Here is a 26,267-nt window from a genome sequence, read left to right as displayed (position 1 = left end):
ATTGCGCATTAGTCATTGCGCATTAGTCATTGCTGTCGAATAAACGCGACGAGTCATTGCGTTTTGAACGCCGGTCATGACTAAACAGCCTGGCAAAAGATAACCCCACAAGGAGTCGCTCATGACAACATTCAACATCAACGGCGAGACACATACCGTGGACGCGCCGCCCGACATGCCTCTGTTGTGGGTCCTTCGCGATCTCGTCGGCTTGACCGGCACGAAGTTCGGCTGCGGTATCGCTCAATGCGGCGCCTGCACCGTTCATCTCGACGGCGTCGCGGTGCGCTCGTGCGTATTGCCGGCGGCGGCGGTCGGCGACAAGAAGATCACTACGATTGAAGCAGTCGGCAACACACCCGCGGGCCAGAAGGTGCAGCAGGCGTGGCGCCAACTGGACGTGGTGCAATGCGGCTACTGCCAGTCGGGCCAGGTCATGTCGGCGGCCTCGCTGATTGCAAGCAACCCCAATCCTACCGATGCTGACATCGACGCAGCCATGGCCGGCAACATCTGCCGCTGCGGCACGTACAACCGCATCCGCGTTGCAATCAAGCATGCGGCGAAGGGAGTCTGATATGTCGCAAGGATTGCTCGATGCACAGAACGGCGCAACGTCCTCGCCCGAGGCAAACGGAAAGCGCGGCGTGTCGCGCCGCACGTTCCTCAAGCTGAGTGTGACCGTGGGCGCGGCGGCGGGCGGCGGGCTGCTGCTCGGCTTCAGCATGCCGGCCGTCGGTCAGGACCAGAAATCCGGCAAGTCGGTGATTGGCGGCGACGCAAACGAAGCGGCGCAGAACGGTGTGTTCGCACCGAATGCGTTCATCCAGATCGACACGGCAGGCAAGGTTACGCTGGTGATTCCGAAGGTCGAGATGGGTCAGGGCGTCTATACGTCGATTCCAATGTTGATCGCCGAAGAACTCGAAGTGCCGCTCGACACCGTCACGCTCGACCACGCGCCGCCTGACGAGAAGCTCTTCACCGACCCGCTGCTCGGCGGCCAGCTCACCGGCGGATCGACGTCGATCCGCTATGCATGGGAGCCGATGCGCAAGGCAGGGGCGACCGCGCGCATGCTGCTTATCGGCGCGGCCGCGCAGCAATGGCAAGTAGACGCCGCAAGCTGTCATGCGAAATCCGGCCAGGTCATTCACGCGGCGAGCAATCGCAGCATCGGCTATGGCCAACTTGTCGATGCCGCGGCCAAACTGCCGGTGCCGCAGAACGTGCCGCTGAAGGACCCGAAAGACTTCAAGATCATCGGCACGGCTGTGAAGCGCCTCGATTCGCCGGAAAAAGTGGACGGCACCGCAACGTTCGGCCTCGACGTGCGACTACCCGACATGGTCTACGCGGCCATCGCAAATTGCCCCGTGTTCGGCGGCAAGCTTGCGAGCGTCGACGATACCAACGCGAAGAAGATCCCCGGCGTGCGTCAGGTCGTCAAGATCGACAACGCGGTCGCCGTGATCGGCGATCACACGTGGGCAGCCAAACGCGGGCTGCAGGCGCTCGACATCAAATGGAACGAGGGCGCGGACGCAAAGCTTTCGATGAAGCAGATCGTCGACGATCTGGCCAATGCGTCGCAACGCAACGGCGCGGTCGCACGCAAAGACGGCGATGTGGTGCACGCCTTTTCGAACGCGAAGACGCGAGTCGATGCCGTCTATCAGCAGCCGTTTCTCGCGCATGCCACGATGGAGCCGATCAACTGTACGGTGCATGTGCGCGCCGATGGCTGCGAAATCTGGCTCGGCTCGCAGGTGCCCACGCGCGTGCGCGACGCGGCAATGGCCGTGACCGGCTTGCCCGCCGACAAGATCGTCGTGCACAACCATCTGATCGGCGGCGGCTTCGGTCGCCGGCTCGAGTTCGATATGGTTACGCAGGCGGTCAAGATCGGCAAGCAGGTATCGACGCCCGTCAAAGTGTTGTGGACGCGCGAAGAAGACATTCAGCACGACATGTACCGGCCGTACTACTACGACAAGATTTCCGCAGGCCTCGACGCGAACGGCAAGCCGCTCGCGTGGCAGCACCGGATCGTCGGTTCGTCGATCATGGCGCGCTTCGCACCGCCTGCATTTAAAGACGGGCTCGATCCCGACGCGGTCGAAGTCGCGTCCGATCTGCCGTACGACTTGCCCAACCAGCTCGTCGACTACGTGCGCCAGGAGCCGCACGCCATTCCCACTGCGTTCTGGCGCGGCGTGGGCCCGACGCGCGGCACGTTCGTGGTCGAAAGTTTTATCGACGAACTCGCGGCCGAGGCCAAGGTGGACCCGGTCAAATATCGGCGCGATCTGCTCGGCAAGACGCCGCGTGCGCTGAACGTGCTCAACACTGCCGCGCAGGCAGCCAATTGGGGCAGCGCGGTGCCGAAGGGCCAAGGGCGCGGCGTGTCGGTCATGCATGCGTTCGGCAGCTACTTCGCAATCGTCGTCGATGTCGCGGTCGATCAGGGCGAGGTGGCGGTCAAGCGCGTGGTGTGCGCGGTCGATTGCGGAATGGTCGTCAATCCGAACACCGTCGAAGCGCAGGTGCAAGGCGGGATCATCTTCGGCATTACGGCGGCGCTTTATAGCGAGATCACGATCAAGGACGGCCGCGTGGAGCAGAACAACTTCACGGACTACCGGATGCTGCGTATCGACGAGACGCCGCCTATCGACGTGCATATCGTGAAGAGCAGCGAGGCGCCGGGCGGCATCGGCGAGCCGGGAACAGCCGCGCTCGCGCCGGCGCTGACCAATGCGATTTTCGCGGCCACCGGCAAGCGGCTGCGGCAATTGCCGGTCGGCAGCCAGTTGAAAACCGCTTAACGGGAGCCCGACATGAAAAACACTCTGAAGGGTTTCGGTGCGGCGCTATGCGTGGCGTTGCCTTTTCTGACCCAGACATCGCCGGCAAGCGCGGCGGCATCCGCAGCCGACCAGGCGCTCGTGCAACGCGGCGCGTATCTGGCGAAGGCCGGCGATTGCGCCGCATGCCACACGGCGCCGAAAGGCAAGCCGTTCGCGGGCGGCTTGCCGATGAACACGCCGATGGGCCAGATCTACACCACCAACATCACGCCCGACGCGCAAACCGGTATCGGCAGTTATACGGAACAGGACTTTGCCCGTGCCATGCGCGAAGGTGTCGCGAAAGACGGGCACAACCTGTATCCGGCGATGCCGTATCCGTCGTATGCAAAGGTCAACGACGAAGACATGAAAGCGCTCTACGCGTTTTTCATGAGCGGCGTCGCGCCGGTGCAGCAGGCCAATCGCGAGTCCGACATCAAATGGCCGATGAACATGCGCTGGCCGTTGAAGCTCTGGAACATGGTGTTCCTCGAGAAGGGCGTGTACCAGAACAAGCCGGGCAAGGACGTCGCATGGAATCGCGGCGCGTATCTGATCCAGGGACTCGGGCACTGCGGCTCATGTCACACGCCGCGCGGCATTGCGTTCCAGGAGAAGGCGCTCGACGAAACCGGCAGCGCGTTTCTGACTGGCGGTCTGCTCGACAACTGGTACGCGACGAACCTCACCGGCGAACATAACGTCGGCCTCGGGCGCTGGAGCGATCAGGACTTGCAGGCGTTCCTGAAGACCGGCGCGAATCGTCACGCTTCCGCATTCGGCTCGATGACGAGCGTGATCAACAACAGCACGCAGAACCTGAACGACGGCGATATCACGGCGATGACGACGTATCTGAAGTCGCTGCCGGCGGTGGGCGGCAACGGTGCGCCGCCCTACAAGTACGATCCGCAAACGACGAAGGTGTCGCTCAACCGTCCCGCGAACGATGCCGGCGCGCGCGTCTACACCGCGTATTGCATGCATTGTCACGGCGTCGACGGACGCGGTTTTGCGCCGATGCTTGCGCCGTTGGCCGGTAATCCGAACGTGCTGGAAAAGGACGCGTCGTCGCTCATCAACGTGACGCTCAACGGCACCGAGGACCTCGTGATCGGCGGTATTCCCGCGCCGTATCCGATGCCGAAGTACGCGCCGGTGCTCAACGACCAGCAGATCGCCGACGTGCTCACGTTCGTGCGTGCCGGCTGGAACAACGGCGCGCCCGGAGTCACGGCCGCCGACGTGACGAAGCTGCGCAAGTCGACTCAAGCGGCGCGCTAACTGTAGCGTAAAGCGTGAGCGCATGAAAAAGCGTCAACCGTCTTGCGGCGGTTGACGCTTTTTTCCATTCTGCGACGCAACCGGCTCGCGCGGTCTAGCGATGCTGTCCGACCTTTTGCCGTTTCTCCAGCACGCGTGCGTACCAGGTCAGCGGAAAGCACATGGCGAAGTAGATCATGGCGACCATCCCGTAGATCGGAAACGGGCGGAACGCTGCGTTCGTGATCATCGTGCCGGTCTTCGTCAATTCAGTGAAGCCGATAATCGACGCCAGCGCAGTGCTCTTGACCACCTGCACGAGAAAGCCGACCGTCGGCGCAACGGCGATTTTGAGCGCCTGCGGCCAGACGATATAACGCAACTGCTGGCTGAACGTCATGCCGAGACTCGCGCCGGCGGCCCACTGACCGCGCGGCACGGCTTCCACACAGCCTCGCCAGATGTCGACCAGATACGCGCTCGTGTAGAGCGTGAGCGTGACCGTGGCGGCGACCCATGGCGACACGTCCACGCCGAGAAGCGGCAGACCAAAAAACGCGAGAAAGAGTTGCATCAGAAGCGGCGTGCCCTGAAACACCTCCACATACAACACGACGATGCGGCGCAGCCACGCGAGCGGCGACACACGCATGGCGAGCAGGATCAGGCCAACGATGCCGCCGCCGACAAACGCGATCAACGAAAGCAGCACTGTCCAGCGCGCCGCGAGCAGCAGATTGCGAGCGATGTCCCACAGGGTGAATTCGACCATGATCAACGCTCCGCGGGCAGGGTGCGGGCGCCGCGCCACATCAGGCGGGCGCGCCAGCTGCGAGGCGCACTGTCGGCGCCGCGCGCGGTGCGGCCCGCAAACAGGCCGCGTCCGAACCGGTTGAGGATTTGCCGCAGCACGATGGACAGCAGCAGGTAAGTCGCCGTGATGATCAGGTAGCTCTCGAACGACCGGAAATTGCGCGACTGAATGAAGTTGGCTGCGTACGTGAGATCGGGAACGGAGATTTGCGACACCACCGCCGAGCCGAGCATCACGATCAGCACCTGGCTCAGGAGCGCGGGAAACACATTGGCGAGCGCCTGCGGCAGCACGATGTAGCGAAACACTTGCCGTCCATGCAGACCGAGCGCTTGCGCGGCCTGAACCTGGCCGCGCGAAATGGAGTCGATGCCCGCGCGCACGATTTCGATTGCGTAGGCACCCAGGTTGACGGTCATCGCCAGAATCGCCGCCTGTATTTCGTCGATATGAATACCGAGGCTGGGCAAGCCGAAGAACACGAAGAACAACTGCACGATGAACGGCGTATTGCGGATCAGTTCCACATAGCTCGCCACGACCCAGCGCGCCCATTTTGGTCCGGCCACCGCGACGCTCGCGCCCGCGATGCCGACCACGGCGCCGAGCAAGGTCGAGATCGCCGTGAGTCCCAATGTGACGGCAACACCGCGCGCGAGCATCCCCGCATAGAGGCCGAAGCCGCTGAAATCGAACGCATAGGTCATGGCGTGGCGCTCATCGTGAGTCAAACTCCGTACAGGAAAATCAGAGATCGGCCGGCAACGGCGTGCGCAGCCATTTCTGCGAAATCGCGTTCATGGTGCCGTCCTTGCGGGCCTTGGCTATGGTTTCGTCGACTTTCTGTTTCAGACGCGGCTCGTTCTTGTTCAAACCGACGTGATCCGGCGAGCTGAAAAGCGAGAACTTCTGCTCGGGATCGTTCGCGGGATGACGCGCGAGAATCGTGGCGCCGACGTCGTTGCCGACGACCATCAACTGTACCTGACCAGAAAGAAACGCCGAAATTGCTCCGTTAGGATCGTCGAAACGTTTGATGTTCGCGCTGGGCGGCGCGATTTTCGTCACGCTCAGGTCTTCCAGCGTGCCGCGCGCGACCGAAATGGACTTGCCTGCCAGATCGGCGGCGTTTTTCACCGGCAATGCTTTCGGGCCGAATACGGCCAGGTAATACGGCGCGTACGGCTGCGAGAAGTCGATCACCTTCTCGCGCTCGGGCGTCTGGCCGACCGACAGCAGCATGTCGGCTTTACGGTCCGCGAGGTATGCCATGCGGTTGTCGCCCGTCACCTGCACCAGTTCGACCTTCGCGTTGAGTGCGCGGCCGATCAGATTCGCGACGTCGATGTCATAGCCCATCGGCTTCATGTCCGGCCCGATCGAGCCGAACGGCGGATAGTCCATGAACACGCCAATGCGCACGGTGCCCGATTTGGCAATGCTGTCGAGCGCATCGGCATGAGCGGCCGGCGAAAACGCGCTGAGCGCGCCAGCGCCGGTGAACGCCAGCGCTGCGGCCAGCGTGGCGAATGCGCGGCGCGCTGTCGAGCGAACGGGCTTGAGTTGCTTAATGAGCTGATTCATGGTCTGTCCTCTGTCGAGTGTGTTGCAACTGTCGTGTTGGAATACGATTGATATCACTGCACCGCGCGCGCGGCGATCAGCTTGCACGCGTGCGGCGGCAGTTCGGCCAGCACCGGCATGCCGAGCGCAAGGCCCGGTGTTTCGCGCGGCGTAGTTGCGGCAGTCAGCGTAAAGCCGGCGCAATCGATCGTCGCCTCAAGCGAGGCGCCTACGTCGCGGATAAACGTGACCGTACCGGCCAGCCGGTTCTGCCCTGCGGCGGCGCCGGTCGCGGATTTCACGCAGACGTCCTCGGGACGGATCAGCAAACGGATGTCGCTCGTGGACTCCGGAACGCGAGCCGCCTGCGACACCGCAATGCGCACGCCGCCTGGAAGACTGACCGCACCCGCGCCGTCGTAAGTGACCGGCAGGATATTACCGAGCCCGATAAAGTCGGCCACGAACTCGCTGACCGGATCGCGATAGATGTCGAGCGGCTTGCCGACCTGAGCGATGCGGCCTTTTTCCATTACGACGATTTCATCGGCCATGGTCATTGCTTCGCGCTGGTCGTGCGTGACCATGATCGTGGTGATGCCGAGGCGCTGTTGCAGCAGGCGGATTTCAACTTGCATCGCTTCGCGCAGTTTGGCGTCGAGCGCGGAAAGCGGTTCGTCCAGAAGCAGCAGTTTCGGCTGCGACGCGATTGCACGCGCAATCGCCACCCGTTGCCGCTGGCCGCCGGAAAGCTGGGTGACCGGCCGGTTCGCCATATGCGGCAACTGGATCAGTTCGAGCAGTTCGGCGATCCGGCGCGCCTGTTCGGGCTTCGGCGTCTTACGCAGCTTCAGCGGATAGGCGACGTTTTGCGCGACGCTCATGTGCGGAAAGAGCGCAAGCGACTGGAACACCATGCCGAAGTCGCGCTGGTTGGCAGGCACGCGCGTGATGTCGCGGCCCGCGAATTCGATGCTGCCCGAGGTCGGCGTTTCGAGGCCGGCGATCATCCGCAGCAGGGTGGTTTTGCCGCAGCCCGACGGGCCGAGAAAGCACACGAGCTTGCCGTCCGGCACGCTCAGATCGACGCTGTCGACAGCATAGGCCGCGCCGAAGCGCCGGGTCACGGCCTGCAAGGTCAGATGAGTCATCGAATGCTCCAGCAAGAAGGCGTCGGAAAAACACGAGCGGTCACAGCGCAACCCCTTCGTCGCCGATCAGCTTTTCGAGCAGCCAGATCAGCGCGAAATCGATCGCGACGATAAACACCGCGAAGCAGAACACGGTCGGATCGAGCGACGACACCGTGCGGCTGTAGAGCCACACCGGCAAGGTCATCGTGTCGATGGTGTACAGGAAGAACGTCACGGTGAATTCGTTGAACGACACGATGAACGCGAACAGCATGCCGGCGAGAATGCCCGGCCGCATCAGCGGCAGGATCACGTCGACGAGCGCGCGGGCCGGGCTCGCGCCCATCACGCAGGCCGCTTCTTCGAACTCGGGACCAATCGAGGCGACCGACGCCGCGCAGTTTTTCACCGTGAAGGGCAGAGCCAGAATCACGTGCGCGACGATCAGGCGGAAGACGCCGAGTTCGACCGGCAGCACGTTGAAGACAAGCAACAGCGACAGGCCCAGCATCACGAGCGGATAGACGAGCGGCAGCGCGACCAGTTGCTCGACCGCCGGTTTGCCGCGAAAGCGATAGCGGCTCAGCGCGTAAGCCGCGGGCACGGAGACGAGCGTCGCGATCAGCATGGTCGACAGCGCGACGATCAGGCTCGTGCTCAACGCGGCGCCCATCGAAAGCGAACTGGTTGCGTCCGGCGACACGAAGCTTTGCCATGCGGCGCGATACCAGTGCAGACCGTACGCGTGCGGCGGGAATTCCAGCGTGTCGGCCGCGCTGAACGACATCGTGATCATGGTGAGAATGGGCAGCGCGGCGACGAACAGCACGATCGCCGCGAGCAAGGCCGTGGCCTTGCCGAGCTGACCGGGCAGAGCGTTGGACAGACGCGGCCAGCGGGGCGGCGGCGACGCGCGATGCAAGCGCGCACTCGGGACGGGCGTGCTCATGCGTGGGGCTCCTCGGCGAGACGTTGGGTGCGGCGCACGAGTCGTTGTGAAAGCGCCATCACGGCGAGCGTCGCGATCATCAATACGACACCGGATGCCGACGCGGCCGGCCAGTTCAGCAAAGGCGCGACCTGATCGTGAACCAGTACCGCGAGCATCGGCACGCGGCGGCCGCCGAGCAAAAGCGGCACGGCGAACGCGCTGGCGTTGTAGGCGAACACGAGTAGCGCGCCCGACACCAGACCGGGCATGGCGAGCGGCAACAGGACATGCCGCAGCGTTTGCCAGCGCGTTGCGCCGAGCGTCGCCGCGGCTTCCTCGAATGAACTGGAGACGGCGCGCATGGCACTCGAAAGCGGCAGCACCGCAAGTGGAAACGCCGTCTGGATGAGGCCGAGCAGCACGCCGTTTTCACGGTACAGCCACATCAACGGACGATGCATGAGACCGCTGCCGAGCAGCGCGTGATTGAGCAAACCGGCCGGCCCGAGGATGATCAGCCAGCCATAGCCTTGCAGCAGCAGATTGACGAGCAGCGGCAGCAGCACGCCGGCCAGCAACAGCCGCCGCGCGAGACGCGACGTCGTGCGCGCCATCGCGAGCGCGACCGGAATGGCCAGCAGCACCGCGCAGATCATGCTCTGGAACGCGAGCTTCAATGTGAGCCACAACGACCGCATGAAGTAGCCGTCCAGCAGATCAGCGTAGTTCTGCAGCGTGAAGCCATGCCATTCGTTGCCTTGCGTGCCGAAGCTCATGCGCAACACGACGAGCGCCGCCGCGCCGAGCACCGCGAGAAACAGCAGGATCGGCGCGAGCAGCAGCCATGGCCTCGCCTTCTGCGCGACGCTGGCCGCAGGCGCGTCGGGTCCTGTGGCGTCGGGTCCTGCGATGAGTGCGGCGCGGGACGCGGCGCCCATGCCAGGCGCCGCCTCGTGAGCCGTAGCATCGGAGGAGGCCGCTGAAGCACGCCGCGAGAAGCGCGCTGGCATCGTCGTCATGCCGAAAAGATTTCGGTGTAGCGCTTGATCCACGCGGGCTGCACGGCGGCGAGCGCCTTGTCGTCATGCAGCACGGCTTTCTCGGCGATCTGCTGCGCGCTTGGCACGAACGCGCGGCTCTCGGCGGGAATCACCGCTTTCGAATTGACCGGGCCGTTGAGCACGTCGGCGGCCATGCGGCCTTGCACGCCGGCATCGAGCGAATGATTGATGAAGGCGTGGATGAGATCGATGTCGCCGGGATGCGATTTCGGGATCACCGTGAACATCAATTGCGTGGCGAAGCCTTCTTTCATGCCGTACGTCACGCCCATCTTGTATTCCGGCTTGCGAATCTGATCGGGGAAAAACGCCGGCGAATAGATGCCGCCAATGTCGAGCGAGCCGGTGCGAAAGAGATCGGCCACCTGATTCGGATTTTCACCGAGCGTCATGACGTGGTCTTTCAGTTGCATCAGCTTCTTGAAACCGGGCTCGATGTTCTGCTGCGAGCCGCCGTTCATCTTCGCGGCGATGATCGCCAGATCGACCGCTTCGGCCCATTCCGGCGGCGGCAGGAACAGGCGGCCGGCGTATTTGGGGTCCCACAGCGCTTCATACGACGACGGCGCGGTTTTCACCGTCGACGTGTTGTAGATCAGACCGTCGGACCACAGCAGGTAGCCAATGCCAAAGCCGTTCGCGCCAGTGCGGTACTGCGGCGCCACTTCTTTCAGGTTGGGCAGCTTGTCGAGATCGGGCTTCATCAGCAAGCCAGCGTCGCCGAGACCGGCTGCGCCCACGCCCGCGAGCGTGATGACGTCGTAGGTCGGGCGCTCGCCCGCGGCCTTGACCTTCGCGACCATGCCCGAGGTGCCGTCCGCGCGGTCGGCGATCACCTTCGCGCCGGTCTTCGCGGTGAACGTCGCGGCGATGTTGCGCAGCGCGGCCGCGCCCGTGTCGTCGGACCACGTCAGGAGGCGCAACGTCTTGCCGCTGAAGTTCTGCTGCTGCGCGCGCAGACTGACGAACGGCATCGGCAACGTGGACGCCGCGAGCGCTGCGCCAATCGTCTTGATGGCCTGCCTTCTGCCCCGTTTGATCTCTTGCATGGCGGTCTCCCTGTGTTGAACGCCTGTTGCCTGGTGATAATCGCTGTGACCGCTACCGCCGCACCGCACGGCACCGTTCGTTGGCGTTGGCGGCTGCGGACTGTGGATGCACTCTAGGTTTGCCAAAATCCGTCAACAAACGAAATATGCGCATGGAGGGCATGACGTAATCTCATGCCGGGCACGTATCGCGAAGTGCGGAAAGCGCGTCACGCGATCCGCCCGAAGGTTGAGCCACCGGCGTATTCGGGTTAACGTCCATGCTTTTCCGCACTCTGCGCTTGCCCGTAGGTATGAGCAAAGCTCGGTTCTGGTGCGCTCGTGGTGGCCTCGTGCCCCGCTGCAGTGCGCGCCGCGCACATTCGGCGCATTTTTCGACCGACGCATGAGCGCAACGCATGCCGCTACGCGTTGCCACGACTCGTGCGGCGACGCGCGATCGCGTATCCTGTGGGCAGGCGACGAATGACGACCTCGGTCCTTCACACCGCCGCAATGATTTTTTCTGATCCGGATACCTGATACTTCATGCGACGCCTTCCGCCGCTCAACGCGCTGCAGATTTTCGAAACCGTTGCGCGTCACCGCAGCTTCACGCGCGCCGCCGATCATCTGTGCCTCACGCAAGGCGCGGTGAGCCGGCAGATCATCGCGCTGGAGGACTACTACAAGTTTCCGCTCTTCAAGCGCCACGCGAAAGGGCTGACGTTGACCGCGGAGGGCGAGTTGCTGCTGCCGGCGGTGAAGGAAAGCTTCGCGCGAATCGAGGAGATTTCGCTGCGCTTGACGCGCCAACGCACGGACCTCGCGCTGAAGGTGCCCACTTGCGTCATGCGCTGGATGCTGCCGAAAATCATGCGCTTCCAGGCCGAATATCCGGACCTGCATGTGCAGATCACCACGACATGGCAGCACGACGTCGACTTCCAGCTCGAACCGTTCGATGCCGCGATCATTTATGGCTCGTCGCCCGGTGCGGACGTGCAGGCGGTGCCGCTATTCGAGGAGCGTCTCACGCCCGTGTGCGCGCCCGATCTGTTGAAGGACAAGCCGCTCGCGGCCGTCGGGGATCTCGCGCGGCATACGCTGTTGCATCCGACGCGAGATCATCGTGACTGGAAAATGTGGCTTGCCAAGATCGCCGAAGCAGACACGGCAGACGCGCGCGAGATCGACGCCGAGCACGGACCGAGCTTCGACACTCTGGACATGGCAACCAACGCCGCGTTGCAGGGCTTCGGCGTGGCGATCAGCGACCTCGCGCTAATCGACGAGGACGTGGCCGCGAGGCGTCTCGTGCGGCCTTTCGATATGGTCCTCAAAACGGGTTGGCGCTACTACTTTGTGTATCCCGATTCGGTTGCGCATCAGCAGAAGCTGAATCTCTTTCGCGACTGGATCGCCGCGCATTGGGAAGAATAGGTGTCGATGTTCCGCGCGTTTGAAGGCGGGGCGGCAGAGCGCAAAGCTACGGCGCGAACGACAGGAACAGATATGCGGCGAAGAGCGACAGGTGCACCGCGCCCTGAAGGATCGTCGTGCGTCCTGTGCTCAGCGTCAGCGTGCCGACAATCAGCGTAAGCACGAGCAGCACGGTCTCCTTGCCGTCGAGGCCGAGCACGAGAGGTTGCCCCGTCGTCAGGAACACGGCAGCCACGGTTGGAATGGTCAAGCCGATACTCGCGAGCGCGGAGCCGAGCGCCAGATTCAGGCTGTTCTGCAAGCGGTCGGCGCGCGCCGCGCGTACGGCGGCGAGACCTTCCGGCAGCAACACCAGCGCGGCGATGATGATGCCTACCACCGCCGGCGGCGCGCCGGCATTCTGAACCGCTGTCTCCACGACCGGCGACAACACTTTCGCGAGCAGCACCACCGCGACGAGGCACGCCACCAGCAGGCCGCCGCTCGTAAGCGCGAGTCCGGCGCTGGGCGGCGCGGCGTGCACGTCTTCGTCGGGCACGCCGGCGAGAAAGTAATCGCGATGGCGAACCGTCTGGACGAATACGAACACGCCGTACAGCACTAGCGACGACGCGCCGGCGAAAGCGAGTTGCGACGGCGACAGCATCGGGCCGACGCTCGTCGTCGTGTAGTTCGGCATGACGAGGGTCAACACCGATAGGGAGGCCAGCACGGCGAGAGCCGCAGCCGCGCCGCGGCTCTGAAAATCCTGCTCGCGGTGGCGGATGCCGCCCACCAGCACGCACAGTCCGACGATCCCATTGCAGACGATCATGACCGCGGCGAACACGGTATCGCGTGCGAGGCCCGCTTTCTCGGGGCCGGACGTCAGCATGACGGAGACGATCAGCGCGACCTCGATCACGGTCACGGCCACAGCGAGAACTAGCGTGCCAAACGGCTCGCCGACGCGGTGCGCGACCACTTCAGCGTGATGCACTGCCGTGAACACCGCGGCGCAGAGCGCGATACCCACTAGCACGAGCAGTAACTGGTTGCCCGGCAACGCGTAGGCCGCGCCCAGTACGATCCACGCAACCAGCGGCACGGCGAGAGTCCAGCGGGGCAAGACGGTCGGCGGCTTGGCCATCGGGCATCCTTTTGTCTGGTACTTGTTCGTGAATCGTGCGACGAGGCGGGCTTTGGAAACGGGAGCGACGAATTAAACCGGTGCGTTAGGAGGATGGTGCAACGGTTTGGATGGTAGAGCTTTTTATCAGGCGCGGGGAAGGTTTGTTGATGGCGCTGCGGGTCCTGGCAGCACGAGATTGGGCAGGGAATTGCCAAGCTGGAGGCCGCGCTGGAATGGTCTGGCCGGGATTGCCGACCGTGGACTGCAGACAGCGAACTGCGAACCGTGACGCGTCAAAATGCGACGACACTGCTGAAAGAGTTGCTCGAGCCTGTTACGCCCGGCAGAGTGCCAACGTCAGGCAGCTCGACGCCGGCACCTGCCGAGGTTGCAGCCGGCGCCACGCGAGCGCCGGCTTCTGGTCGTTACTGGCCGACCGGGCGAACCGTCAATGCGTTCTTCACCGACGTCACGCCGGCCACGCCTTGCGCCGCTTGCGTTGCGATGTCGACTTGCGACTGGTCAGGCACCGTGCCGGCCAGCGTCACAGCGCCTCCGCGTGCGCGCACGTTGATGTTCGCGACGCTCAAGCCCTTGGTCTTGGCGAGCGCGCTACGGACCTTGCGTCCGAGCGCACGGTTGGCAGCCTTGGCCTGCTTGCCCGTTGCCGCCGACGACGCCGCGGTTGCCGGTGCGGACGCCGCAGCGTCGCTGCTTTGTGCGGATGCGTTGAGCGATGCCAATACGATCAGCGCGCCGCCGACCATCTTCATTGCCGTGGATGCTTTCATGCGAGTTTCTCCTTGTCGTGAATATGCTCGTCCCCTGGCGGAGACCATGTGTTGCACTACGGGTACAGCGGAATCAAATCGGAAGGACGTCACTGCGGGTCTTGCAAATGCTTGAGTCTGGCGAGCTCGTTTTGGCTGCTTCGACGGGCCGAAGCCCGCGCGAGCCGGTGCAGGCTTGCTTAGGGCCGGAAGCAAACGATACTCCAATTGGTTCCAGGGTGAATGCGGCGGTGCCCGGAATGAGGCTTTGCTACAACGGTGAAGCCATGATGAGCAAAGCTTTGCTGCATATCCGGGCGGGCTGGTGTAGGCCGTGGCGTCCCGTGTTCCCAACAAGTGGACTAACGGTGGACTAACGTGGACTTACCGTGGACTACCCAATGCATCAGCCCGCGGACGAACCCACGCACCAGTCACTGCAACCACCAACGCATTCAAAAAGGCACGCTGCATGAGCAAATCATTGCTTCCCATCATCCCGTTGTCGCGTAACGATTTGCCCGTGGGGGCCGCTGACCTCGCGCGTTTCATGATCGGCAAATACCTCGTGCACGACCTGCCCGAAGGGCGTATGAGCGGTCGCATCGTCGAGACCGAGGCATATCCGGTAGGCGATTCGACCAGCCATGCGTTCATCGGACGCCGTCCATACAACGGCTCGATGTTTCTCGCGCCCGGCTACGCCTACGTGCGGCTCACCTACGGCCTATCGTACATGCTCAATATGTCTGCCGAAGCGGAGAAAATCGGCGCGGGCATTCTGATTCGCGCGATAGAGCCGCTCGAGGGCCTGCCGCTGATGGAAGCGCGCCGCCCCGGCGTGCCGTTGCGCGACCTGGCGCGCGGACCCGGCCGCCTCACTATGGCGTTGGGCATCGGCCAATCGTTCGACGGCCAGGATCTTTGCAGCGGGCGCGACCTGTGGATCGGTGTCATCGAAAAAGGCGATATGCCGGTCGGTGTGACGACACGCATTGGCTTGTCGCGGGAAACGCATCGGCCGCTGCGTTTCTTCGAGCCGGGCAGCGCGTTCGTCAGTGGTCCGCGCAAGCTGCTTCTTGCACCTCACGCCGACCTCGGCGGCAATTTGCAAAATTGACCGCAGCTTCTGACCAAAAGGAAGGCAGGCGTGGACGTCGGCGAAATTATTACGGCAACGATGCAAGCGGCATTTTGCGTGGCGGCAATTCCGGCTGACTTTTTCGATTACGACAATTATGTATCTCACAATTAGGGGTTTTCCCTCGGTGCGCCGGTGACTAGACTGGAATCACTCGCTTCCACACGGTGTGGCAAGCAGCAAATAAAACCAAGTCTGGAGGTAATAACCATGAAATCGCTTATCAAGGCAGTCGCCATTGCAGCAGTTCTCGCCGCTCCGGTCGCATCGTTCGCTCAATCGAGCCAGCAACCCGTGACGCGTGCGGAAGTCCGCAACGAGCTGATCCAGTTGGAACAGGCAGGTTACAACCCGGCAGTCAGCAATGACCCGAACTACCCGGCCGACGTCCAGGCCGCCGAGCGTCGCGTCCAGGCGCAAAATCCTGCAGTTGCGCAAACGCAATTGCCGGTTGCCGACACCAGCGGTTACGGCGGCGTCGCGAATGGCTCGTCGCAATCGGGCGGCGTGCGTGAGCCCATGACTGGCGCGAAGTCGGTTTATTTCGGCAACTAAGATTCTGCAGCTTGGCCGCGTCGGCAGTCTCCGCTAGTTGAGTCTGCAACCGGCCGGCCAGTTTCTTAAGGCCGCAGAGCGTTGGATTCATCAAGCGCGATACGGCTGCTGCCGCAAGCATTGCAATTCTGGATTTGAGTAGGAGAGCGTGCCGCTAGATCAGACGGCGCGCGGTCTTCCAGCGGGATTGAAATACCGAATCACGTGGTTCTGACACGTTGGGCGGGCTAACGCAAAGACTCAGGTCCATGGCCGACACCGCGTCACACGGCGCCGTAGCCTGCATGCCAGGCAAAGCGTTGCGCGGTGTCACATACCGCCCAGGAATTCACAGGAACCTCCGCTGCCGCAAGGTAGCTTGGCCCAACCGTTCAGCGATTGGGCTTTTTTTGCGGCTCGTACATGCGGCAGGCGCGGCGCGTCAGGGACGCTCGCCGTGAATATAGAACTCGAGTTGCTGAATGGTGAACTGCTGTTCGGCGATGATGTTCTTCACGAGGTCGCCGATCGACACCATTCCCACGAGTCTGTCGTTTTCGATCACCGGCAAGTGGCGCATACGCCGCTCGGTCATGAGCGCCATGCAGTCGTCGGTGGTCTGCTCGGGGCGCACGAAGCGCACGGCCTTGCTCATGATCTCGCGCACCGGCGTGGCCTTCGAAGACCGGTCCATCAACACGACCTTGCGCGCGTAATCGCGCTCGGTGACGATCCCCGCGATGCTGTCGCCGTCCGTCACGACGAGCGCGCCAATGCCTTTCTCAGCCATCAGCTTGATCGCTTCGTACACGGAGTCGTCGGCCCGTATCGTGTAGACGGTCGTGTTGTTCGGTTTGGTTTTAAGAAGCTGTGCAACGGTTGTCATGGAGCGGCTCCGTTTCGCGGTGCAGCACGCCGGCGCGGCGGCTGTCGAGGACCAAGCAATTCCAGTATAGGCGCGAGACGCCAGCGAGTGTGTTCGGGAATACCTGGAGCGCGCGAAGCGTTTACTTCGGGTAGTGCGGCCTCAAACTATTGCACTTGCGGTGAGTTGGGCGCTTCGCTGGTGCAAGATCGTTGCGCCATGCATGGGCATACGGTGAGGTCGGCCGATTAGCGGTAAACTCCTGTCCGTACCTTATCCCCGGTTTCATCGGGTTCATGTTCAGCACCTTTGTCTAACGCCATGCTCACGTCTCACGATCCGTCGCCCGTAGTAGACGGCGCCATCAACGGCGAATGCGTCGTTCTCGACGCCACCGCCACGCTTCCCACGCGCTACGGCACGTTCACCTCTTACGTGTTTCGCGTGGTCGAAAGCGGCGCCGAACATCTTGCTCTCGTGATGGGCGACGTCGCGAACCGGTCTTCGGTGCTGACACGTTTGCACTCCGAATGCCTGACGGGCGACGTGCTCGGCTCGTACCGCTGCGATTGCGGCGAGCAACTCGATCTTGCGCTGCGCTATATCGCGGCCGAAGGCTGCGGCGTGCTTCTGTATCTGCGTGGGCACGAAGGCCGAGGCATCGGTCTGTCGAACAAGATCCGCGCTTATGCGCTGCAGGAGCAGGGCCGCGATACCGTCGAGGCTAATCTCGATCTCGGTCTGCCGGACGATTCACGCGAATACGACTCGGCGGCGGGCATCTTGCGCACGCTGAAAGTGACCTCGGTCCGCTTGATGAGCAACAATCCCGAAAAGTTCGACACGCTGTCAAAACACGGGATTCCGGTTTGCGAACGCGTCGCGCTCGCCATTCCGATGCGCGAGGAAAACGAGCGCTATATCCGTACGAAGCAGCTCAAGTTTGGGCATTACTTCGATGAGAATGAGTAGGCGGGAATCGGTATTTATGCGTAGCTGTGTGCGGTGAGAAGGCCCCAGGATCGCAGGTGCAAGCGATGGTCTTTGGTGGCAAATTCCCAAGCGCGAGACCGAGGGGCTTCATTACGAGAATCGCGAGCCTTCAGCCTTGCATCATGCGGCGAATGTAGTCCTCCCGTTCCTCGTCATTCCTGTACAGGTGATACACGTAGGCAAGGGGGTCTTCGTCCTGATCACGTTCCGGCGCAAACTTGTTGAATGTTGGATCGTGCGCCCACCATGCCTCATATTCGAGGCTGAATCCGTTGATGGTGAACGTCGTCGTCTTGCTGTCGAAGTTATGGCCATAGCTCACGTCACTCGACGGGCCAACCTCCCAGCGCGGCTCGCCGAGTTGAAGGTACAACCTTCCGTCTTCAGCGTACTGCACAAATGTCTTGCCCTCCACGGGAAAGGCAAAACCGCGCACGGGCAAAGACTCTGACCCGCTGACGGGAGTAAGGCTGCCCGTCGGCTTGTCCAGCACAAGTCTCGGACGGTTCGGCAGGGTACGGACGATGATCTGTGTTTCGTTCATTTGACTTTCGCGATGCCCGTGAGGATGTCCATGGTCGGGTTCGTGCGTGTTGCACTTTCAATGATCTGTTGAGGTGTCTTGCCGCTCTCGATCAGATAATCGTAGCTCGGGCCCATCTTGTCACCATACTTGGCCAGGTTGCGCGCGTATACGCCCGGCAACTGCTCTTCCGTGTAGTAGGAAAGGCGGTCTGCGTTGCGACTATTGGTTATCTGCTGGGCTATCTCTTCGTCCGGCACGCCCGCGCTTCTCTGGTCCGCGATCCAGGCCTCTTTCTGTTCCATACCCTCGTGATAGTCGATCCGCTTCGCGGTCGCACCCGCTGTTGCTTCGGGGTCGGTCCAGTCTACACCCCACTTTGACTGGTGAAATTCGGTCCCTTCCTTGGGCATGTACCCGTAGACGCCAGCCGTGTTGGGTTCGAGGTCAGCGGGCACCTTATCGACCGTATAGTCAAAGCGCGAAACCGGCGCGGCGACAGGCTCTTTTGGCGATTCGAGCGAAGCGATGGGAACAGGCTCTTTGGGCGCCTCGAGCATGCCTGCGCCCTTGCCGGCGAGTCCACCGCCAACGAGCGATCCACCCAGCATCGACCACTTCTGGCCATCCGAACCCTCACCGAAAACAGCGCCGCCGACCGCAGAGCCGAGTTCCCCGCCGGCGAATCCGCCCGCTGCGCCGATCAGGCCGACAACGGGCCCCGCGAGCACGACCGCCGCGGCAATTCCCACGCCGAGCATCGCCCAGTTCATCCAGGCCGGAACCTCCGGGCTGATGTCATCGGTCGTCTGGCGTGCACCGCCAATGAATACATTGGGCGAGCCGTCGCTGATGACCGCGCTGCATGCAAGCATGTCCTCCTTGCGGCTTGCGGGCTGGCCGTTGATGAAGACGGTGCTCGAACCCTGCGCGACGACCTGTGGAGCACCTGAGTGGTCGCTACAAAGCGCGTTGCTGATGTGCGCTCGGATAGCTGAGCGGCTATTGATGAAGACGTTTGGTGATCCGGATATGAGACTGCCCGTGACGTGTCGGGGCGCCCAGGACATCGTGCCCAGTACTTCGCCGATACCACCACCGGCAGCAGCTCCCGCTGCCACTGCGGCCAGCGCGATCAATGCTGTGCCGCCCGTAAGCGCTACGACTGCTGCACCAAGCAATGCGCCACCGATCAGACCGGCGAGCATCCAGCCTTTGGAAGCTGTGTGCGCGACCGGGTCTCCGAGTCGGGCTGCGGCGAGTAGCGAATCCATCAGCTAACCGCCGGTTTCGTGGGTACAGAGACGGACACATCAGCCAGATATCGGCGCACGGCGTCGACGCTAGACAGACTGCTGATGCCACTGACGCTGCGTACAGCGTCGAGCCGATGGGCAAGGCGAGGGTGAGTCGCCGGGTCGAGAGTCCAGAACATATAGCGCTCGCCGTCGGGATGCGCCCAGCCTTCTCCTAGTTCCGTTGTCCGCTCGAGCCCGATCGGTGCCCCCGTGTGATCGAAGAACGCGACCTTGGGGTCGAGCGCGTCCGCGATGTTATAACCGAAGAGTTGCGACAACGTCGGCACGACTACCAGCGACCCGTCGGCCTCTCGCAGAACGAAGACCAGCCCGTCTGCGTCAGCAGGAAGCATACGGCTCGCGAACGGTCCAGCTCCCCGCTTGGCAAGTTTCGCGCTCCCGACCAGCTTCTGGTATTCCTCTGCCCACTCCGGCGTAAAGCCGTTCGGGCACGTCCCTATGAAACTGATTGCACGGGGCTTCGTGCCTGAGGCTCCCCGCGCCATCACAACGGTCTGTCGCTGGTGTAACGGCGTGCCCTGAGAGACCCAGATATAGTCGATTTCTCTCGCCGTCTCACTGTCGACTTCCCTTGCTCGCAGGTTTTTCAGTTCGAAGCGGGGCAGTGTTTTGCGCATTTGCTGGACGAGCTTATGCGCGAACGTATCTACCGTATCGCTTTCGTCCATATCAGCGCGTGACACGACAAAGGTGAACGCGTTGATGCCGTTGCGCTCTACGGTGAACAGGTGCATGGTGCCGTCCTTGAACTGCTCGGGCAGATCGATGGCGGCATCGTTCATCTGATAACGTGACATGGTTGTGTTCTATCCGCTGCTTGTGGTTTGCATACCTGTTGCCTGCGTCCTGCGACTGCGTGCCGCGCCACCGCTGACTTTCCTCGGCGGCATGTATCCCCGGCCGCCACGATTCGCTTTGCGATCGCGAGCAGGGGCCGCCTAACACTGTCGTCTAACCCTGCATTAACCGTCGCCATCTTGCAACGCGATAACGTGGTCATCGCGCTACCTAGGGATGTCGTCTCATGCCGGCAACCCTGCGTTTTTCATCTCGGGTACCTCTCATGCCGTCGGCCACTTCCCGCCTGCGCTGATTAATTTCTTGCGTATCGCCTCGATACGCTCAAGCTGGGGAGAGCCTTTCGGCGTACTGTCAAGCTCAATCTTGAGCACCTTGGCGTATGTCACGCCACCGTCATTGACGACGGTAGGGTCGGCTTTGTGCGATAACAAATAGTCAACGGAGTCCCACTGGCGGATTTGGGTGGCTCCGAAAATCGCGGTGTTGCCAAGCGAATCCTTGAGGTTCACATTTGCGTTGTTTTCTACGAGCACGCGCAATTGAGGTAGAAGATTGTCTTCGGCAACTGCGAAAAGCAGGGGAGTGTCCCCGTCGTATCGCAGGTCAGGGCTCATGCCTCCTGCCAGGAGCGCCTTGAGCAGGGCGGGTGAGTCAGCCCGGGCGGCGATATACGCAACGTTGCCTTTGGTTTGACCAAATGGCTGCTCCGGTTTGGCACCATGGCGGACCAGTTCGCTAACGATCTGATAGCGCACGTTGCCTGCGTCCGTTTTGACGGGGACCGTTTCCTGGACGGCGAACGCGAGCATCGTCATTTCTTTCCTGCCTACCAGGCTCAAGTCGACCTTCGGTATCAGTTCCCTTGTACGGGCGAGATCGCCATCCCGAATCGCGATCGCAAGCTCGAGCGATGCGCCAGTGAAGAAGCGCGTCGGTGGGTATCTTCGAAAGTCCGATTGCCCGGGCTTCTCGTCCTGATTAACCCACCGGAAAGCGACGATCGTCGCAGCCGCTATGACTATCAACATAACGGCCATGGTTTTCCAGCGCGACATCCACCCCCCATCCGCTGTAAGACCTTGCGTTAAGCTGTCGGCCACTTTGCGCCTGCGTCGATGATTTTTTTCCGGATCGCTTCGATGCGCTCCATCTGGGGGGAGTCTTTGGGCGTTTTCTGTAGCTGTTTGCTCAACGATTTTGCGTAGGAAACTCCGACATCGTTGGTGACCGTTGGGTCTGCCTTGTGTGCAAGCAGGTAATCGACAGCGTCCCATTGCCGGATCCGCGTAGCGTCAAAGATCGCCGTATTGCCGAGCGAATCCTTGATGTTCACGTTCGCGTTGTTCTCCACCAGCACGCGCAATTGCGGCAGAAGATTATCATCGGCTGTAGCAAAGAGAAGGGGCGTGTTGCCGTCGTACCTGAGATCAGGACTCATGCCGCCGGCTAGCAGTGCCTTGAGGAGGTTTGGCGAGTCGGCGCGCGCCGCGAGATACGCAACATTGTCTTTGGTGAGACCAAACGATTGTTGTGGTTTCGCACCATGCCGCACCAGTTCGCTCACGATCTGATAGCGAACATTTCCTGCGTCGTTCTTGACGGGAACTGTTTCCTGCACGGCGAACGCAAGCAAGGTCATCTCCTTGTTGCCTACCAGATCAAGGTTGGCCTTTGAAATCAGTGCCTTCGTGTGTGCAAGGTCACCGTCCCGGATCGCGTGGGCCAACTCCAGTTCTGGGCCTGAGAAAAAGTCCTCGGGAGGATAGCGTTTGAATCCGGACATATGCGTTTCCTGTGCCTGAGTTGGCCACCAGAGCGGGGTAGCGACGCACACTGCTGCGGCGAATGCCCCAGCAATTGCGAGTTTTCGATATTTCATCTAATGCGTTCCAAGTAGTTGAAGCAGCGACGACTGCTGGTCCGCGACTGTCGACTCCATGCCCGCGTTGACCTCCGCCATCTTGTGACGCGATAACGTGGTCATCGCGCTGCCTGGAATGTCAATCTGTTCACCGACTGCCTTGGGCATTACAGCCGCAGTGGCGTCGCTAATCGGACCGAGTTTGCCTTCCTGCATCCCGGTCAGAATGTCGCCGTCTACCCGATAGTTCGTGATAGATGAATTGACCTGCGATGCGCCGTACAACGGAAGCGTCGCTGAGTTCAAACCTGCTGCGTTGAATGTCGTGGCGGTTGATCCGCTGGCTTCGGACGCCGCTGCGGCCAGCCCTCCTCCGAGCGAGTGTCCGGTCATCTCAACGCCTGACGCCATGTCTTTTTCATCCACGAGACTGCCGATCTTCACAGCCTGAGCATAGTATGGCGACAGCTTGCCTTGGCCCTGTGCGAGATTGTTCGCCATGTCTTCGCCCGTCAACTGCTCGGTACCCTTGAAGGCGACTGTCGGCTTCATGCTGTCGCCGAACACTGCGGGATCGGGCGCATATGCCTGTGAGCCGAAGTTGCTACCGGGAATTTTAAGATCCTCGGGCCTTAGACCGAGTTTCTTCAGAGCCTCAGGGTCATTGCTGATGTTCGACCATCCGGGCGGCGCCGTACCGGGCGAATAAACTGCGTCCGCCAACTTCGCCATCTGCTGCGCCTTGACAGATGCCTGCAGCCGCTTCGCCGCGTCACGCACCTTCGGATCCGGACTCGCCAGACCCGCCGCGATGATCGCCTGCTGCTGCGCCCACTGGATGGCCAGCGCCTGCTCCGGCGTCACAAACAGGCCTTGGTTCAGGTGAATTACCGGCCCGTCGAGGAAAATTCCGCTCTGGTTGATCAGGATGCTCGACGCACCGTGCGACAGCTTGATGCTGTCGGGCTTCATCGTGATGATGCTCGCGCCGACGCGATGCTCGATCTTGTCCGTCGCCTGATGCATCTGGTTGCCAGGCCCAGCTTCACCGCCGACCGCTTTCGTATCGATCGTATTGGCCGTCGTCGCGCGCGCCTTCGCGATCGTCTCCGTCAAGCTACCCTTGGCGATGTCTTTCGTTTCATCGCCTGCGTGCAGTCTCACGAGCCGATTTCCGGCTTCGATCGAGCGCGTCTCGCTATCCTTGACGACGGTGTTCAGATTCTTCTGGGCGTGGATGAAGACCTCTTCCGATCCGGCGACATCCGAAAACTTCAGTTCGTTGAACCCGTCGCCGTTGATGGTCTTGCTGCGCAACCCCATCGTCCGGCCCGCGGTGTGGTGGTAGGGGTTGGTTTTCTCTCCGTTGAAGACGCGACCGACGATGATCGGGTTGTCAGGGTCGCCCTCGTTAAACGCGACGAGCACTTCCTGTCCCGTGCGCGGCATTGCCGACCCGCCCCAGCCCCCGCCCGCCCACGACTGGGCCACACGCACCCACATCGAGTCGCTACCATCCTGCTTGCCACGGCGGTCCCAGAAGAAATGGACCTTCACAGAACTGCCGTCGGTGTGGACTTCCTCGCCTTCCGGCCCGACCACCACCGCCGACTGCGTACCGTACATGTAAGGCTTCGGCGTGCGCCGTTCGGCCCGATAGGGAATATCCACCGGCAGGCACGAAAACGAGTTGCGATACGGAAGTTCGTGCGACTCGTGTGTGTAGTCGTTGGCAGCTTCGTGCCGTACGTGCAGAAGGGCAAAGTCCTTGTTGTTGAAGGCCGATACCGGATGATTGACCAGTTTGAATTTCAGGCCCGGGTCAAGCTTCTGAACGTACGATGCACCATTGAAATGATGGGCCTGTGCCTCTTCAGCCTCCATTGCAATGCGCGCATAACGCTCCCCGTCGTCGCCGTGGTCGTAGAGCGAGTGATATTCGTACCGCTCAGTGTTCTGGATATTCGGATTCGACAAGGTCGACGGAACCTCCACATGGAGGAGGGGCGTCGACGGTGTGCGATGGTTGAAGTCCCGATAAGTGATCTTGCCGACGCGGAAGCTGAACGCTTCGTTCCACTGCGAGATGCCGTTTTTCTCACTCGCCGCGCTGTCCGCGTAGAACGGAATCTCGGCGAGGCCGTCGATCGCCCTGAAGCCCGCATTGCTGTCGCTGATCACGAGGACGTGTTTGTCCTTCTCGTGACGAATCCACCAGATAAGCCCTTCCTGCTCCATCAGGCGTGCCACGAAGTTGAAGTACGACTCGCGATACATCACGATGTATTCGAACGGTTTATATTGGCCTTGCAGGTTCAACTCATAATCACTAAATCCGAACTCGGAAAATATTTCCGCCAATATATCCGAAGGCGTTTTATTCTGGAAAATTCTGCAGTCTGTCGAGCGGCTGAGAAACCATAGCCAGGGCACGACCGTCATCTGGTAGCGCGTAACAGTGCCAGAATTACCAACGCGCGAAAAGGAAATGACAAAGCCGTGAAAGAAGCGCTCGGACTGGTTAGGGTTCTTTGGCACTGCGGAAAGCAGTCCGCCCTGTTCAGGCTTAAGCGAGACAGAAACGACTTGGCCGACGAGAGAGTCAATCTGGATATCGCGTCGCTGTGATATAAGATCGAGATGAATCTCTGGCAGCCGGTTCAGATACTCGTCTGCCACCAACGCGGTGACCAGAAGCACATCCGGGCCGAGCGGCGTCCGAATCGACATGAAGCGATTCTGCTGGGTGAGCTGGGGCTTGGTTGCAAGCGAATTGATGGCGTCTGCGACGGCTGAGGGCGTCTTGCCGATCAGGTTCGACGCCGTCTGGGCCAGTTGAACCGCGCGTGCCGCCTGATTAACGACTCCCGTTGCATATGAGCTGCCAACCGGTCCGCCTAAACTACTTGCGACTCCGGCAAATGACTCCGCGCCACTCAATAGTCCCGCAATAGAACCTCCTGACGCGGAGATTCCGTCACTAGCGTTATTAAAACTCATTGAAGCCCCCAGCGTGGCAAACAGCCGATTTTTTCTTTGGCGCTTTTGCGCTGGCCGAATAATACCCCAACACCAAATTCCTAAAAACCGCCGCAAGACAACTTTTGTTGGAAAGTGTAACGGAAAAGTTAAATCCAGAGTGCTGCGTCAACTATTAACCCTGCATAACGACGCGAACTCGGACGGCCCCTTCGCAGGGTCGTGCAAACGATCAATGACTCCAACGGATATTAAATCGTGCTTGAAGTGACCATACTGACATAGGATTCAAGGCAGTTCATTCGATATGAGAGCGCGGACAAGAAAGGCAGCCCTTGATCGTCTGCAAACACGCTGGCAACGTCGCAGCTCGGACTCTTTCGGGTTAAGGCCTGCGTCTGCAAGTTACAGAGGGTATCGGCCGCTCTCCCTCAGCAAAGGTACTTTGAGCGTCGTCTATCGAAGCTCCGAATTGAATACCCTTTGGTGTTGGAAGCGATCTTGATGGAACAAACAAGTCGCGGTGTACTCTGGCGCGTGTTACATGTCGGTTTATTAGCCGACGGGCGCAAGAGAAGCAGCAACTGCGATCCAATGCATGACAAAAGCCGGCTTTGTCACTTACCCCTGAGAATGGCCACACCGGTCATACGGCGACCGTTATTGGACCGCAATTCCGGACAGCCACATGCAATCTACGGCCCACTCGAACAGGATCATCTGTACGGAGCACATTTATGCGTGAAGGGTTTCGTTACGAGCCAGCAGCGACCGGATTCACGCCTGCCTGGTTGGATATTGCGTTTATGGAACGGGGCGTCAGCCGTTACGGACCAGGAGAATCCAACCCGAGGATTGCCGAATACAACAACACGACTCAACTCGCCGGTTATGACGACAAGATTTCGTGGTGCTCGTCATTCCTCAACTGGTGTATGAAGCAGTCAGGCATTTCTGGAACGGGATCGGCCTTGGCTCGCTCGTGGCTCTCATGGGGCAATCCGCTCGATGCGCCCAGATATGGTTGTGTTGCTGTGTTGACTGCCGACGACGCTGTCGAATGGAAAGGGCATGTCGGGTTCTTTATCCGATCGGACGCCCACAACGTCTACCTGTTCGGAGGCAATCAACTCGGAGAGGTGAGGGAATTGGCTTATCCGCTTGAACGCGTGCTGGCCTATCGCTGGCCGTAAGCAACACCCGTTCGAATGACGAGGCAGGAGTGCGGCTCGGACCGCTATAACGGGCGAATTGCATCTCGCGGAGAGACTGCGGCCTCATG

General features: G+C 61.2%; 24 protein-coding genes. 8 read left to right on the top strand and 16 right to left on the bottom strand.

The genetic code is table 11. From position 1 onward, the window contains the following. Window positions 1-121: 121 nt before the first annotated feature. From ACTJLB_RS22825 to ACTJLB_RS22815, 3 genes are read left to right on the top strand one after another with little or no spacing between them, the layout of a single operon-like run. A complete protein-coding gene (locus tag ACTJLB_RS22825) occupies window positions 122-577 on the top strand; it encodes a (2Fe-2S)-binding protein (protein WP_020070414.1) in 456 nt (151 codons plus the stop codon). Between the two features lies 1 nt (window position 578). After that, window positions 579-2,828, top strand: coding sequence for a molybdopterin cofactor-binding domain-containing protein (locus tag ACTJLB_RS22820; protein WP_440784533.1), 2,250 nt, complete (start codon window positions 579-581; stop codon window positions 2,826-2,828). Window positions 2,829-2,840: 12 nt separating this feature from the next. Beyond that, on the top strand, window positions 2,841-4,136 hold the full coding sequence (locus ACTJLB_RS22815; protein ID WP_440784532.1) for a cytochrome c: 1,296 nt from the start codon (window positions 2,841-2,843) through the stop codon (window positions 4,134-4,136). A gap of 94 nt (window positions 4,137-4,230) precedes the next feature. On the opposite strand, the gene ACTJLB_RS22810 is transcribed toward ACTJLB_RS22815, so the two are convergent. From ACTJLB_RS22810 to ACTJLB_RS22780, 7 genes are all read right to left on the bottom strand, one after another. After that, window positions 4,231-4,887, bottom strand: coding sequence for an amino acid ABC transporter permease (locus ACTJLB_RS22810; RefSeq protein WP_027779333.1), 657 nt, complete (start codon window positions 4,885-4,887; stop codon window positions 4,231-4,233). Window positions 4,888-4,889: 2 nt separating this feature from the next. Beyond that, window positions 4,890-5,636 carry an amino acid ABC transporter permease gene (locus ACTJLB_RS22805; protein WP_020070418.1) on the bottom strand — a complete coding sequence of 249 codons (747 nt, stop codon included), beginning with the start codon at window positions 5,634-5,636 and terminating at the stop codon, window positions 4,890-4,892. Window positions 5,637-5,676: 40 nt separating this feature from the next. Continuing rightward, on the bottom strand, window positions 5,677-6,513 hold the full coding sequence (locus tag ACTJLB_RS22800) for a transporter substrate-binding domain-containing protein (RefSeq protein ID WP_020070419.1): 837 nt from the start codon (window positions 6,511-6,513) through the stop codon (window positions 5,677-5,679). 53 nt (window positions 6,514-6,566) lie between these two features. Beyond that, window positions 6,567-7,643: an ABC transporter ATP-binding protein gene (locus tag ACTJLB_RS22795; protein ID WP_440784531.1), complete on the bottom strand. Its 1,077-nt coding sequence runs from the start codon at window positions 7,641-7,643 to the stop codon at window positions 6,567-6,569. Window positions 7,644-7,683: 40 nt separating this feature from the next. Next, complete coding sequence (locus tag ACTJLB_RS22790; protein ID WP_020070421.1) at window positions 7,684-8,574, bottom strand: ABC transporter permease; 891 nt, start codon at window positions 8,572-8,574, stop codon at window positions 7,684-7,686. Continuing rightward, window positions 8,571-9,494 (bottom strand): ABC transporter permease, encoded by a 924-nt coding sequence (locus ACTJLB_RS22785; protein WP_020070422.1) that lies wholly within the window; start codon window positions 9,492-9,494, stop codon window positions 8,571-8,573. The genes ACTJLB_RS22790 and ACTJLB_RS22785 overlap by 4 nt, the downstream gene beginning before the upstream one ends. 77 nt (window positions 9,495-9,571) lie before the next feature. Further along, window positions 9,572-10,666: an extracellular solute-binding protein gene (locus ACTJLB_RS22780; protein WP_204523489.1), complete on the bottom strand. Its 1,095-nt coding sequence runs from the start codon at window positions 10,664-10,666 to the stop codon at window positions 9,572-9,574. Between the two features lie 528 nt (window positions 10,667-11,194). Between ACTJLB_RS22780 and ACTJLB_RS22775 the strand changes: the two genes are divergently transcribed. Beyond that, window positions 11,195-12,088 carry a LysR substrate-binding domain-containing protein gene (locus ACTJLB_RS22775; RefSeq protein ID WP_204523490.1) on the top strand — a complete coding sequence of 298 codons (894 nt, stop codon included), beginning with the start codon at window positions 11,195-11,197 and terminating at the stop codon, window positions 12,086-12,088. Between the two features lie 46 nt (window positions 12,089-12,134). Here the strand turns inward: ACTJLB_RS22775 and ACTJLB_RS22770 are convergent, their stop codons facing one another. After that, window positions 12,135-13,217: a calcium:proton antiporter gene (locus ACTJLB_RS22770; RefSeq protein WP_440784530.1), complete on the bottom strand. Its 1,083-nt coding sequence runs from the start codon at window positions 13,215-13,217 to the stop codon at window positions 12,135-12,137. Between the two features lie 407 nt (window positions 13,218-13,624). Beyond that, window positions 13,625-13,990: a BON domain-containing protein gene (locus ACTJLB_RS22765; protein WP_020070427.1), complete on the bottom strand. Its 366-nt coding sequence runs from the start codon at window positions 13,988-13,990 to the stop codon at window positions 13,625-13,627. 451 nt (window positions 13,991-14,441) lie between these two features. Between ACTJLB_RS22765 and ACTJLB_RS22760 the strand changes: the two genes are divergently transcribed. Continuing rightward, a complete protein-coding gene (locus ACTJLB_RS22760) occupies window positions 14,442-15,089 on the top strand; it encodes a DNA-3-methyladenine glycosylase (protein WP_440784529.1) in 648 nt (215 codons plus the stop codon). A gap of 231 nt (window positions 15,090-15,320) precedes the next feature. Beyond that, window positions 15,321-15,665 carry a DUF4148 domain-containing protein gene (locus tag ACTJLB_RS22755; protein ID WP_020070429.1) on the top strand — a complete coding sequence of 115 codons (345 nt, stop codon included), beginning with the start codon at window positions 15,321-15,323 and terminating at the stop codon, window positions 15,663-15,665. A gap of 421 nt (window positions 15,666-16,086) precedes the next feature. Here ACTJLB_RS22755 and ACTJLB_RS22750 read toward each other — a convergent pair whose 3' ends face one another. Then, a complete protein-coding gene (locus tag ACTJLB_RS22750) occupies window positions 16,087-16,530 on the bottom strand; it encodes a CBS domain-containing protein (protein ID WP_020070430.1) in 444 nt (147 codons plus the stop codon). A 300-nt stretch (window positions 16,531-16,830) separates the two neighbouring features. Here ACTJLB_RS22750 and ribA point away from each other — a divergent pair, with 300 nt between their 5' ends. Further along, window positions 16,831-17,481 carry a GTP cyclohydrolase II gene (gene ribA, locus ACTJLB_RS22745; protein WP_020070431.1) on the top strand — a complete coding sequence of 217 codons (651 nt, stop codon included), beginning with the start codon at window positions 16,831-16,833 and terminating at the stop codon, window positions 17,479-17,481. A 130-nt stretch (window positions 17,482-17,611) separates the two neighbouring features. On the opposite strand, the gene ACTJLB_RS22740 is transcribed toward ribA, so the two are convergent. From ACTJLB_RS22740 to ACTJLB_RS22715, 6 genes are all read right to left on the bottom strand, one after another. Next, window positions 17,612-18,046, bottom strand: a complete 435-nt coding sequence (locus ACTJLB_RS22740) for a hypothetical protein (protein WP_440784528.1) — start codon at window positions 18,044-18,046, stop codon at window positions 17,612-17,614. After that, window positions 18,043-19,299: a PAAR domain-containing protein gene (locus ACTJLB_RS22735; protein WP_440784527.1), complete on the bottom strand. Its 1,257-nt coding sequence runs from the start codon at window positions 19,297-19,299 to the stop codon at window positions 18,043-18,045. The genes ACTJLB_RS22740 and ACTJLB_RS22735 overlap by 4 nt, the downstream gene beginning before the upstream one ends. Beyond that, window positions 19,299-20,141, bottom strand: a complete 843-nt coding sequence (locus ACTJLB_RS22730) for a DcrB-related protein (RefSeq protein WP_440784526.1) — start codon at window positions 20,139-20,141, stop codon at window positions 19,299-19,301. Before ACTJLB_RS22730 ends, ACTJLB_RS22735 begins: the two co-directional genes overlap by 1 nt. A gap of 264 nt (window positions 20,142-20,405) precedes the next feature. Continuing rightward, entirely contained in the window at window positions 20,406-21,200 is a 795-nt protein-coding gene (locus ACTJLB_RS22725; protein ID WP_440784525.1) for an ankyrin repeat domain-containing protein, read from the bottom strand. Between the two features lie 29 nt (window positions 21,201-21,229). After that, entirely contained in the window at window positions 21,230-22,024 is a 795-nt protein-coding gene (locus ACTJLB_RS22720) for an ankyrin repeat domain-containing protein (RefSeq protein ID WP_440784524.1), read from the bottom strand. Continuing rightward, entirely contained in the window at window positions 22,025-25,006 is a 2,982-nt protein-coding gene (locus ACTJLB_RS22715) for a type VI secretion system Vgr family protein (protein WP_440784614.1), read from the bottom strand. It abuts the gene before it with no gap. 716 nt (window positions 25,007-25,722) lie between these two features. Between ACTJLB_RS22715 and ACTJLB_RS22710 the strand changes: the two genes are divergently transcribed. Continuing rightward, complete coding sequence (locus ACTJLB_RS22710) at window positions 25,723-26,178, top strand: TIGR02594 family protein (RefSeq protein WP_408201397.1); 456 nt, start codon at window positions 25,723-25,725, stop codon at window positions 26,176-26,178. Window positions 26,179-26,267 lie beyond the last annotated feature (89 nt).

It is taken from the genome of Paraburkholderia sp. 22098 (assembly GCF_052045935.1).
GTDB classification, from domain to species: domain Bacteria; phylum Pseudomonadota; class Gammaproteobacteria; order Burkholderiales; family Burkholderiaceae; genus Paraburkholderia; species Paraburkholderia caledonica.
Note: the sequence above shows the minus strand (reverse complement) of the source record. Positions and strands in the feature narration are given on the sequence as shown.